Annotated in this window: 8 protein-coding genes; 3 read left to right on the top strand and 5 right to left on the bottom strand. The window is 70.8% G+C overall.

The window, feature by feature from the left end; genetic code table 11:
• The first annotated feature begins 24 nt into the window (after positions 1–24).
• Positions 25–1,212, top strand: coding sequence for a glycosyltransferase family 4 protein (locus AB4Y76_RS14750; protein WP_441926550.1), 1,188 nt, complete (start codon positions 25–27; stop codon positions 1,210–1,212).
• A 14-nt stretch (positions 1,213–1,226) separates the two neighbouring features.
• On the opposite strand, the gene AB4Y76_RS14745 is transcribed toward AB4Y76_RS14750, so the two are convergent.
• Both AB4Y76_RS14745 and AB4Y76_RS14740 read right to left on the bottom strand, forming a co-directional pair.
• Positions 1,227–3,719: a hypothetical protein gene (locus tag AB4Y76_RS14745; protein ID WP_441926548.1), complete on the bottom strand. Its 2,493-nt coding sequence runs from the start codon at positions 3,717–3,719 to the stop codon at positions 1,227–1,229.
• Positions 3,716–4,933, bottom strand: a complete 1,218-nt coding sequence (locus tag AB4Y76_RS14740; protein WP_441926546.1) for a glycosyltransferase — start codon at positions 4,931–4,933, stop codon at positions 3,716–3,718. Before AB4Y76_RS14740 ends, AB4Y76_RS14745 begins: the two co-directional genes overlap by 4 nt.
• 224 nt (positions 4,934–5,157) lie before the next feature.
• Between AB4Y76_RS14740 and AB4Y76_RS14735 the strand changes: the two genes are divergently transcribed.
• Positions 5,158–6,435 carry a hypothetical protein gene (locus AB4Y76_RS14735; protein ID WP_441926544.1) on the top strand — a complete coding sequence of 426 codons (1,278 nt, stop codon included), beginning with the start codon at positions 5,158–5,160 and terminating at the stop codon, positions 6,433–6,435.
• Here AB4Y76_RS14735 and AB4Y76_RS14730 read toward each other — a convergent pair.
• The gene (locus AB4Y76_RS14730) at positions 6,421–8,214 is read right to left on the bottom strand and encodes a polysaccharide biosynthesis protein (protein ID WP_441926542.1); all 1,794 of its coding nucleotides are present in this window, start codon (positions 8,212–8,214) and stop codon (positions 6,421–6,423) included. The two genes, AB4Y76_RS14735 and AB4Y76_RS14730, sit on opposite strands and share 15 nt — an antisense overlap.
• Before the next feature lie 185 nt (positions 8,215–8,399).
• On the opposite strand from AB4Y76_RS14730, the gene AB4Y76_RS14725 reads away from it, so the two are divergent.
• On the top strand, positions 8,400–8,864 hold the full coding sequence (locus tag AB4Y76_RS14725) for a nuclear transport factor 2 family protein (protein WP_441926540.1): 465 nt from the start codon (positions 8,400–8,402) through the stop codon (positions 8,862–8,864).
• A 27-nt stretch (positions 8,865–8,891) separates the two neighbouring features.
• Here AB4Y76_RS14725 and AB4Y76_RS14720 read toward each other — a convergent pair whose 3' ends face one another.
• Together AB4Y76_RS14720 and AB4Y76_RS14715 are read right to left on the bottom strand one after the other, a co-directional pair.
• Positions 8,892–10,481: a stealth conserved region 3 domain-containing protein gene (locus AB4Y76_RS14720; RefSeq protein WP_441926538.1), complete on the bottom strand. Its 1,590-nt coding sequence runs from the start codon at positions 10,479–10,481 to the stop codon at positions 8,892–8,894.
• 179 nt (positions 10,482–10,660) lie between these two features.
• Positions 10,661–11,473 (bottom strand): crotonase/enoyl-CoA hydratase family protein, encoded by an 813-nt coding sequence (locus tag AB4Y76_RS14715; protein WP_441926536.1) that lies wholly within the window; start codon positions 11,471–11,473, stop codon positions 10,661–10,663.
• Positions 11,474–11,509 lie beyond the last annotated feature (36 nt).

Here is an 11,509-nt window from a genome sequence, read left to right as displayed (position 1 = left end):
ACCGACCCCGAGGAGCCCGCACGCATGGCCCCCAGCCGCCGCGCCGTCGTGATCAACCAGTTCGCCATGCCTCGCACCGAGTGGGGCCTGACCCGGAACGCCGAGCTCTTCTCGCGGGTGGACGACTGGGACGTCGTCATCTTCTCGGCCAGCCGGGATCACTACGGGCAGCGCGAGTTCACCACGACCGACCCGCTCTTCAAGCTGGCGTCGGTTCCTGCGTACCGCGGGTCGGCCGTCCGGCGGGCCGGTGGTTGGCTGCTGTTCAGCCTGAAGGCGTTCTTCTTCACCGTGACCCGCCGACGTCTCGACCTCGTCTTCGCCTCGAGCCCGCACCTGTTCGGCGCTTGTGCCGGACTCCTGGCGGCGCGGATCCGGCGGGTGCCCTTCGTCCTCGAGGTCCGCGACCTGTGGCCGGAGTCGATCGTCGCCGCCGGCATGCTGCGGAGGGACTCACGGGTCCATCGGATCCTGGTGCGGGTCGAGCGGGTTCTCTACTCGGCCGCGGCGCGGATCGTCGTCGTCACCAACGGCTGGGAGGACCACCTCGCGGAATTCGGCGTCCCGGTCGAGAAGATCCTGACCATCCCCAACGGCGTCGAGGTCGCGGAGCTACCCGACGCGGGGGAGAAGGCGCGCCTGCGTGCCGAGCTGGGCCTGCCGACGGACCGGCTCGTCGCCGTCTACACGGGCGCCCACGGCAAGGCCAATGGTCTCGACCAGGTGATCGATGCGGCAGCGGCACTCCCCGACGTGGAGTTCCTGCTCGTCGGCGCCGGGCAGGAGAAGGCCGGCCTCCAGGCCGACGTCGCACGTCGGGACCTGGGTAACGTCACCTTCCGTGACCCGGTCCCCAAGACCGAGCTCATCTCGATCCTGAACGCCTGCGACCTCGGGATCCACGTCCTGGCCCCGTGGGACCTGCTGACCAAGGGGTTGAGCCCCAACAAGGTGTTCGACTACCTCGGGTGCGGTCTGCCGATGGCCAGCAACTGCCGGGAGGGCCTGGCAGACGCGCTGGACGGCGTCGAGTGCGGTCACCTCACCGGGTTCGACGGCCTCACCGAAGCCATTCGTACCGTCGCCGAAGCGAGCGAGAGCCAGCGCCGGGCGTGGGGAGAGGCAGGCCGCGCTCTGGTCGCCCGGCGCTACTCCCGTGCCGCGAACGGCGCGATCCTCGGCCGGGCCCTGGACGAGGTCGCCGCCGGCTGACGGCGGACGTCCGGTCAGGCCCCGGGGTCGACGGTGACGACCCCGACGAAGTGCGGGTTGGCGGCCGAGAACGCGCGGTAGGTGGAGTCGAGCTGGCTCCGGTTGTCGGTCCCGAGGCGGGCGATCAGGAGCACGGGTCCTGCCGGGCTCTCCGCTCCGGTCTCGCCGACCGGAGGGCTGATCCGAACCCGGGACGCGTCGTGCACCCCCACCAGGAGCGTGTCGCGCAGGTCGTCGATGCCCTTCTTGCCCACGGGAACCAGCGTGACGACCTCGCCGGTTTCACCGGCGAGTCGGGTGACCAGGTTGCCCACGGCCCAGTTGCCGCTGCCGGACACCGACGCGACCAGGCTGTCCGCGCCGGTGACCCCGGTGACGTCGTCGGTGTAGCGCAGGGTGCGGCTGCCCAGGCCGAGGAACCCGACCACGGCGGCGGCCAGTCCACCGAACGCGATCATCAGCAGGATGCTCGTGGACAGACCGCTGCTGCTGCCCGAGGTGAGCTCGGTCGCCGGAGGCGCGGTCGACTTGCGGTTGACCAGCTCCTGCAGGTACGCCTGCTCGGTCTTCAGCCCGGCCAGCGTGGCGACCGACTGGTCGCCGGGGTTCTGGCCGATCGCCTCGATGCCCTTCGTGACCGAGTTCAGGCGCTCCTGCGCCTGCTGCGCGATGTAGGCGTCGTACTCGTCGACCAGGGCCTGGGCGTACGCCGCGGTCGCGGCCTTGGCCCGTGCCGCGGTCGGCGCCGTCACCCGCAGATCGACCGCGGAGGGCTTCTCGGTCACCGTCGCCACCAAGGTCGCTCCGTCGACCACGGCTCCGAGCCGCTCACGCACTTCCTGGCTCTTCAGCGCGACGGCGAGCTGGTCCGCGGGAACGAGCGACTCCTGCGGGTTGTCCGGGTTCACGTCGCCGCTCGCGGTCACCGAGGGGGTGGTGATCTTCGCCTGGTAGGTCGACGTCCCGTCGGACGAGGAGGTGGCGAAACCGATGACGGCACCGAGCAGGGCGGCGAGGACGGGGATCCACCACGATCGCCGGACCGCGTCGAAGGCACGGGTGGCGTCGCTGGTCAGGGGGGTGGACATAGAGCGGGCTCCTGTGGGTGTGGACAACGGGGCTGGGTACGCATCGGGGGTGGCGAGCTGCGGCGACCGGCCGAACACGATGGCCGGCAAGCAGATGAGAGCGGGAATGATCAGCAGCTCCATCACCAGGGCCCGCAGGGATTCGGGGCCGCTGCGCAGCATGATGATCGGTAGTCCGGCCGCCGGGAGGACGGCGGCCGGGAGGGCGAAGGCGGAGAACACGGCTCCGCGAGGGCGGAACGCGAGTCTCTGGAAGAACGCCACGGCGACGGCGAGCAGCAGTCCGGCGAGCACGATGCCCGCCGGTCCGACGCGCAACCACCAGGCCGCGACCGGGTGGATCGTGAAGACCTGGTCGGCCGGTGCGTTCACGAGAGTCGTGTAGACCTCGTAGCTGTTGGCCGCGAAGGGCTGGCGGAGGCCGGGCCCGTCCTTGATGACGCCGACCAGGGACATGTGCGCGGCGACCTTCTCGGCGCTCTTGCCGATCTGGACGGCGATGTTCGCGGGATCCTTGAGGTTGCTGACGAGACTGGCGCCGATCGCGGTGGGACTCGTCAGGTTGCCGCCGCGGGCGTCGCCGATGGCGCCGAGGCCGAGGAAACCCGCGATGCCCAGGCCGACGAGCAGCAGGGTGAGTCCGCTGCGCGCCCGTCCCTGGCTCGGCAGGTAGCGCCAGCGCGCCCAGCCGGCGGCAAGACCTGCCATCACGACGAGGGGGACGGCGCGATTGCCCAGCAGCGCGTTCTCGCCGATCACCTCGGCCAGGAGGACCCCGTAGACCGCCCAGATCAGGGCGCGATGGGTGGGCCGGTAGCTCTTGCGTCCGCTCTGGAATCCCAGCCACAAGGCGAAGCCGATCGTGAGCGGGTACGCGGTGGCGAGGTTGAGGTACTGGTACAGGTGCAGCTGGGAGGCCATCGCTCCCTTCACCGTGCGGGTCGCCTCGTAGAGGCTCCCGGCATCGGCGTTGCCCGCGATCAGCCCGCGCACGACGTAGATCTTCGGGACGGTCAGGAGAGCGACGAGCGCGAGCATCCGCGGGTGCACGAACGTCTGCGAGAGCCGCTCCCACGCGCTCAGCGCCGCGGCGCCTCCCTGCCGGTGCTGGCGGGAGAGTGCGATGAACCCGCAGACCATGACGAGCAGGAAGACCGCGTACGCGAGCAGCGTCAGTGCGTAGACGGAGTCGATGTTGACCGGGAACAGCCGGTCCTCGAGGTAGGTGTAGACGGACCCACCGGCTCGGCGCTTGGCCACCAGGAAGTAGAGGGCGCCCACCAACGTCCAGTACGCGCCGAAGGCGAGGATCAGCGTCGAGCCCGGGTCCCGGGTACGCCGGAACGCGACCACGACCAGGGCCGCATAGCAGACCAGCACCCCCACGACGCCGAGGAGGAGAACGTCGGCGAGACTCATCCGGCGGCCCCGCACAGCTCGACCAGACGCATGGTCGAGACCTCCCGGTCGAACTCCCCGGCGACCCGGTCACGGGCGCGCAGCAGGACCTCCGCGGTGTGCGCCGGGCGCGACAGGACGTCCTCCAGGGCACCGCGCAAGGCGTCGGGGTCACGCTCGGGGACCAGCCAGCCACAGCCGTCGAGGACCAGGTCGGGGATCGATCCCGTGCGCGTCGAGACGACCGGGCAGCTGTTGGCCATCCCCTCGACCAGGGAGACCGGGATCCCCTCCTCCTGGCCGTCGTCGGCGCGGATGCTGGGCAGCACCACGATGGGCTGCCGCTCCCTCAGGAAGGTCCGCAGCACCTCGAGCTCGACGGCACCGTGAAAGGTCGTCCGACCGCGGATGCCGGCCGACTCGAACCGGTTCTCCAGATCGCCCCGCAGCGGTCCGTCGCCGAAGAGGTGCAGCTCGAACGCCCGCCCGTCATCGGCCCAGGTCCGAAGCGCTTCGGCGAGGTAGCGGTGCCCCTTCTTCTCCACGAAGCCGCCGGGGAACGCCAGGACCGGGAGGTCCGCGCCGTCGAACGACGGAACCGGGGGCGACATCGCGACGCCGGTTCGGATCAGGTGCACCGGACTGTCCGGGCGGTCCGACGAGGCGACCCGCTCGCGGAGGATCCGCTCACCGAGCTCGTCAGCGACCCGGAGGAACGCTGCTCGCCGGATCTTCGCGTCCAGGGCGTTGCCGGCGTCGATGTCCCAGCGGAACCCGGTCGCGCTCCACGGCACGCCGGCGATCCGACCGACGATCATGGCGATCGTCGCCTGGTGAGCGAACCAGTAGGCGTGAACGTGGGTCGCTCCGACCGTGCGGACGTACCCGGCCAGCCAGAGCGCCTTCGGCACGGAGATCAGGTTGGCCGCCAGGTTGCGCCGGGACCCCGCATCGACGAGGGCCTCGGTGACGGCACGAACACTGGCGACGGGGTGGCGGAGCACCGTCCGCACGGCGCCGAGCAGGACCCGGGGGCTGAACAGCGGCTCCGCGACCACGTGGTCGATCAGCCCGCTGGTCACCGAGCCCGAGTTCGGCGTACGGGTGGCCATCCGGGTCGGGACGACGACCAGGTCGACGTGATGACGAACCATCGTCTCCAGCTCGTCCTGGACGAAGGCCTCTTCGGTCGTGGAGAAGGGGGAGCGACCGGTGATCGCGAGAAGCCTGCTCATCCACGCCTCGGTGTCTCGGTGCGACCCGCTGCTCCGGTGACCACGCGCGGGCGCGGAGCAGTCATGGGCGTAGACCTTCCTCTGGGGCGGGGTGGGGGCAGGCGGACGAGACCCCACGTGGTCCCGGAAAACCTGGCAGAAGCCTAGGCGATACCCTAAACCGCGCTGGTCGGCAGACCAGCGCGGGTAGTGGTGTGCGAGTCGGATTTCTGATGCGGAGTGGCGTGGGAACACCTGTGGTCGACGGGCCGAAAGAGCGTCCCAGCACCCGGGCGTCCCTGGTGGTGACGTTCGCCACCATCGGAGCGGCCGCGCTCGGCAACGTGGCGGCGTACAAGATCGTCGCGTTCGTCGGGAACCCGGTTCTGCTCAGCGACTACTCCGAGGCCCGTCGCTACCTCGCCTTCCTGGTCCCGCTGCTCGCGCTCGGCGGCGGCGTCGCGATCCCGCTGCGGATCGCGATCCGGCCGGTGATGGACGAGAGCGTGCGGATCCTCTACCTGCAGCTGGTGGCCGCCGCCGCCGTCGCGCTCACCGTGCTGGTCGTCCTGGTCGCTGTCCCGGAGGACACGCTGGGGTCGATCGTCCCGGACGCTGACACGATGCGGCTCGCGGCGGTCGTGGTGATGTCCTACGCGTCCAACTGCACCGCGATGCTCTACGGCCTGTACCGCGGCCTGATGCAGTTCCGCGCCGGCGCCTGGGTGCTGGTCCTGGCCAACGGGATCTTCCCGGCGATCGCGGCTTTCGCGGTCGTGCACAGCGTGCAGCTCACGTTGCTCGTCTGGGCGGTGCTGAGCGGGCTGCTCACCGTCGTCGTCCTCACCAGGCTGCCGCGACCGACCCGCGGACCCATCCCCGACTTCGGGTCCCTGCTCCGCTCCTCCCTCGGCCGGGTACCGGGCGACCTCGCCTACGCCGCCCTCTACGTGCTCCCGGTCAGCCTGTACACCGCGGCTCACGCACCCACCCGCGAGGCCGTCTTCAACTACTTCTTCGTGCTGCTCGGCCTGCTCACCGCGGCCGCGTCCCCGATCGCCATCGTGATGCTGCCGCTGATCGGCGCGCGGGTCGCGTCGCACGGTCGGGCAGCGGCCCGCCGGATCGTGATGGCGAACTTCGTTCTCGCCGTCRCCGTCGGGGGAGCGCTCTTCGTCGCGCTGAGGTGGCTGGCGGCCCCGCTCCTGACGGTCCTGCTGTCGAGCCACTACGCCGACGAGGCGGACCTGCTGTCGGCCCTCGCCCCGGCGGCGCTGGGCCTCGCGCTCTTCCTGTTCCTCAGGTCGACGGTCGACGGACTCGGCGAACGACCGCTGGTGGCCGGGATCTGCGTGCTGGCGCTCGCCACCTTCGTCGTCCTGCGACTCGCGACAGCCGATCGGGCGCTGGAGTCCAGCCTGGTGCTGGCGACCAACGTCAGCTTCGGGATCCTCGGCCTCGCCACGGCCGCGCTGTCGCTGGTGATGTTCACCCGCGCGGCGCCGGAATCAGGCGCGGGCTGACCGACCCAGGTCGCCCAGGTCCGCCGGGTCGAGCGGGGTGACGGAGACGCTGCTGATCATCGGGTGCGCGGTGGTCTGCGCGTCCTCGTCGTCCCCGAAGAGGCACTCGTGCAACTTCTCGCCCGGCCGCAGGCCGGTGAAGACGATCTCGATGTTGGACGCGCCGGAGATCTCGATCATCTGCTGGGCGACGTCGAGGATCTTCACCGGCTCGCCCATCTCCAGGACCATCACCTCGCCGGCCTCGCCGAGCGCCCCGGCCTGGACGACGAGCTCGCACGCCTCCGGGATCGTCATGAAGTAGCGGGTCACGTCCGGGTGCGTCACCGTGATCGGGCCACCGCCGGCGATCTGGGTGTTGAAGGTGTGCAGCATCGAGCCGCGCGATCCCAGGACGTTGCCGAACCGGACGCTGATGTACGGGTGTCCGGTCTCCTTCGCGTACCACGCGGTCAGCTGCTCGGCAGCCCTCTTGGTCGCTCCGAGGACGCTGCTCGCGTCGGCGGCCTTGTCGGTGGAGATGTTCACGAAGTTGTCGACCCCGAACTCGGCGGAGAGGCGCAGCAGGTTGAGAGTGCCCAGGACGTTGGTCTTCCAGCCCTCGTCGGGGAACCGCTCGAGCATCGGCAGGTGCTTGAGGGCCGCGGCGTGGAAGACGATCTCCGGCCGGTAGTCCTCGAAGATCTTGCGCAGCGACTCGGCGTCCCGGATGTCGGCCAGGACGGTCTCCGGGCTGTCCAGCAGGCCGTGGCCGTAGAGCGAGAGCTGGACCGCGTGCAAGGCGGACTCGTCGCGGTCGAGCATCGTCAGGGCCGCGGTCCCGAAGTGGTGCACCTGGCGGCACAGCTCGGCGCCGATGGATCCGCCGGCGCCGGTGATCAGGACCCGCTTGCCGGAGAGGTAGGTGGCGATCGAGCTGATGTCGGTCGACACCTGGTGGCGGCCGAGCACGTCCCCGATCTCCACGGGGCGGATGCCGGTCTCGGCGCGTCCGTCGTTCAGCTCGCCGAGTCGCGGGAGCACGTAGACGCGCAGCCCCGCATCCTGGGCGATGCGCTGGACCCGCCCGACCAGATCGCCGGTCGCCCCGGGAACCGCGAGGATGATCACGCTGGCGTCGTAKTCGGCGGCCGCCTTGGCCAGGGTCGTGCCGTCGCCGAGGACGGGGACCCCCTGGATGCGCAGGTGGCGCTTGCCGGGGTTGTCGTCGATGAATCCGATCACCCGGAACGGGCGCTCCGGGTCGTTGCGGACCAGGCGCGCCACCCGGCGGCCGCTGTCGCCCGCGCCGTAGACGAGCGCACGTCGGGTGACCATCAACGGACTCTGGCCCTCGAAGCGCTCCCGGATCGAGCGGTAGGTCCAGCGGTACGCCGCGCAGACCAGCAGCGCCACCGGCGGCGCGAGGATCGGGACGCTTCGGGGGAGGTCCGGGTAGAGCACGGGTGCCAGGAGAAGTGCCAGCAGGGCGACGCCGCCGATGTGCAGGGCGAGGCCGAGCGCCTCGTCGAAGGAGCCCACGATGAAGCGCCCGCGGTAGAACTTGGTCGCGTAGCCGATCGCGACGAGCAGAGCGGCGCCGGTGACCCAGTAACGAATCACGGACTGCGTCTCGACCTCGGTGATCGTGAAATCGAGCCTGACGCCGAGGATCACGCCCAGACCGAAGGTCCAGCTGATCACGTCGCCGGCGGCGAGCGTGGCGCGTCGCAACCAAGGGGTGGAGAGCAGGGGCGAGGCCCATACCTGGTCGCGCTCGTCATTCTGGCGCTCGCTCATGAACTCTCTTTCTCTCTCCGGACGGCCGGCTCACAGCGCGGTGTTCCTACGCCAGCATGAGATCGTATCGCGCGGTGGTCCGCGGGCAGCCTGACGACGCTCGGCCCGCCGGCTCTTCGTCGAACCGGCCGGGAGGCCGGACTTGCCAGTGCGCCCGCAGGGGTGCACGGTGTGAACGATGCGCGATGAGCGGCCGCCCCGGCCGGCAGAGCGTGCTGGGGAGGGAACGGCCGCACATGTCCACGGCGTCGAACATCGCGATCGCCAAGAAGGCGTACGCCGCCTTCGCGGCTGCCGATCTCCCCGGTGCCGTCGAGCACGTCTCTCCCGACATCGAGTGGGTGGTCGGCGGCGACAGCGTCGTGAGCGGGACCTACCGCGGCATCGACGAGGTGGTCGGCTTCTGGATCACCATGGCCGGGCTCGGCTACACCGTGACCCCGATCGCCTTCTTCGGCGACGGTGACACGGTGGTCGTGCTGACCGAATCGACCGCGGGCGGTGACGTCGACGAGGCCGCCGACATCATCGAGTTCCGGGACGGAAAGGTCGTCCGGTTCCGGTCGGTGGGAGACCAGAGCCGGTTCGAGCGTGTCTGGGGAGGGAAGCCGGCGGGCGAGCAGGGATCCGTCGACCGGGGCGCCGTGTGATGACGTCGACGACGAACCTCGTGCGCCTCAGCCGGCCGGTTGCTGCCGCTCGTACGGGGACGGCACCGGGAAGTACTTCTCCAGGAAGGTGACGATCGCCTCACCCTGCGCCTCGACCGACAGGTCGGTACCCCCGTCGTCGCCGAGGCAGAAGCTGTCGATGGCTCGCCGGGCGGCGAGGTCCGGGAGCCGGTCGACCTGTTCGCGGCGGCCGGTGCCGGCGTAGGCGTGTTCCAGCTCGCCCTCGACGGCGCGACCCTCGGCGAGGGCCAGGTGGAGGGCCAGGGTGACAGGGGCGAGATCGTGCGCGCTCCGGAAGGTCGAGCGGCTGGTCGCGCGCAGGCTGTCGGGCAGGCGCTCCTCGAGACGGCGGAACAGCGAGACCCTCAGCGGGTGCGGTGTATGGGCCAGGACGTGCGTGTAGGTGCGGCCGATCGCCCGTTCCAGCGCGTCCCGGGTGGTCTTCTGGGACGCGGTGTAGACGTCGTCCTCGGCCCTGGGCGGGCGCGGCTCCACGGCGCGTCGGTCGTGGAAGACCTGGGGCAGCCCGGACGCGAGGAAGTAGTCCTGCGGCCGCTGCGGGCGGCCGAGGAAGGTGTCGTCGTTGAGGTAGAGGAAGTGCTCCGCGAGTCCGGGGATGCGGTGGAGGTTGGCCTCGATGGCGTGCGAGTTGAACACCGGGAGGTCGGCGGGGTCGGCGAAGATCTCGCGGTGGTCGACGACGGTGACCTGGGGATGGTCGGTGGCGAGCCACGCCGGGACCTGGTCGTCGGTGACGATGAAGATGTGCCGGATCCAGGGCGCGTACGCCGCCAGGGAGCGCAGGCAGTAGCGGAGCTCGCCGCGATCCCGGTACCGGTTCACGTCCTGGTCGACCGGACCGTTCGTCGTCCCTGCAGCGAGGTCGCGCCGGCGGCGCCAGGCGGGGTCGCCGCCGTCGACCCAGGTGATCACGGCGTCGACGGGGAAGTCGACGTCGTCGGAGAAGCGGGCGTCGAACACGTCGACGAGGGGGTAGTCGCGAGCGCCCACGCGGATCGTCGAGGTCGCCTGGAGGTCCGGCACCCACCAGCCGTACGGCGTCGCGCGGAGGGCGGCGGACGCGCCGGAGTCCGCGGCGGTCCAGAACTCCAGGTCGCAGCCGCTCTCGGGACCGTAGGCCAGCGACCGGCCGGTGGTGACGACCGGACGGAAGATCCGCACGCCCCTGACCCGCGCCCCGTCCTCGTCGGCGAGCCCGGTCTCTTCGCCTTCGACCGCTGCGGGGAGGCTCTCGGCGAGGACCTCGCGCCGACGGCCGTCCCCGAGGCCGAGGATCCGGGCGTAGACGGGCAACCCGTCGAAGGCACGGGCGCAGGCCTCCAGCGCGGCATCGCGGTCACCGGGTGCGATGGCGACCCGGTGGCGCAGCTCGGAGTCCGGGACCAGGCCGTAGCGCACCCCGGCCGCCTCGAGCGCGTCGGCGACGGCTTCCAGGTTGGCGTCCCGGGCCCCGCCGGGCAGCAGGTCGTCCCGGACGGTGGAGAGGCGACCGCGGTTCCGGACCAGGTCGGGCCGCAGGTGCCGCAGCTCGTCCTCCCGGGCGCGGCGCCCAAGATCCTGTCCTGACTCCTGCACGGAGCCCTGTCCGGAGCCCTTTCCGGGCGCGCGACTCTCGCTCTCGGGGTTTCCGCGAACCTTCCGCGTGAGCCGGCGCAGGCGCTGGGGGACGGACGGGCGGGACTGGCTGCTCAATGGTCGACCTCGCGAAGCGGTATGGACTGCGACGTCCGAGAATACGGCTCCGAGGATCCCGATCAGCTTCCGGTGAAGTTCGGGGCGCGCTTCTCCAGGAAGGCGCGCGGGCCCTCCTTGGCGTCGTTCGACTTGAAGACCTCGGCTCCGACCTTGGCGTCGTCGGCCCAGCAGTCGTCCTCGTGCTTGCCCTCGGAGTCGCGCATCGTCTTCAGGATCGCCTGGACCGCGAGCGGGCCGTTGGCGGCGATCATGTCGGCGAGCTCGTGCGCCTTGGCGAGCGCCTCGCCGTCCGGGACGACGTGCCCGATCAGGCCGAGCTCCTTGGCCTCGGGGGCCTTCAGGGTGYGGCCGGTGAGCAGCAGCTCGGCGGCGACGGTGTAGGGGATCTGCCGGGGGAGCCGGACCGCGGAGCCGCCCAGCGGGTAGAGGCTCCAGCGGGCCTCGGCGACGCCGAACTTGGCCGACTCGCCGGCGATCCGGATGTCGGTGCCCTGGAGGATCTCGGTGCCGCCGGCGATCGCGGGGCCCTCGACGGCGGCGATCAGCGGCTTGGTCAGCCGAAAGCCCTTGAGCAGGCCCTTGAGGATCGTCGGGTCGAAGTCGCCGGACTCGAAGCTGTCGCCCGGGGGCTTCTCGTTCGCGGTGCTGAGGTCCATGCCCGCGCAGAAGTAGCCGCCGGCGCCGGTGAGGATGCAGACCCGGATCTCCGGGTCGGAGTTCACCCGGTCCCAGGCGTCCTCCATGATCCGCAGCATCTCCGAGGAGAGCGCGTTGCGGCGCTCGGGCCGGTTCATCGTGACGATGAGCTTGTGGCCGTCCTGCTCGACGAGGCAGTCGGGAGTGGTGCGGGTGGGGGTGGCCGTGTCCGTCATGGCACGAATGCTAGCCCCAAATGAGAACGTGTTCTA

Origin of the sequence: Marmoricola sp. RAF53, assembly GCF_052114005.1 — a bacterium.
In the GTDB taxonomy this organism is placed as follows: Bacteria; Actinomycetota; Actinomycetes; order Propionibacteriales; family Nocardioidaceae; genus Marmoricola.
This window is presented reverse-complemented; position numbering and strand designations above follow the sequence as displayed.

Bases quoted from the DNA above. Each gene is read 5' to 3' on its own strand.
- AB4Y76_RS14750 (WP_441926550.1), top strand. From the start codon at position 25: ATGGCCCCCAGCCGCCGCGCCGTCGTGATCAACCAGTTCGCCATGCCT.
- AB4Y76_RS14745 (WP_441926548.1), bottom strand. From the start codon at position 3,719: ATGAGTCTCGCCGACGTTCTCCTCCTCGGCGTCGTGGGGGTGCTGGTC.
- AB4Y76_RS14740 (WP_441926546.1), bottom strand. From the start codon at position 4,933: ATGAGCAGGCTTCTCGCGATCACCGGTCGCTCCCCCTTCTCCACGACC.
- AB4Y76_RS14725 (WP_441926540.1), top strand. From the start codon at position 8,400: ATGAGCGGCCGCCCCGGCCGGCAGAGCGTGCTGGGGAGGGAACGGCCG.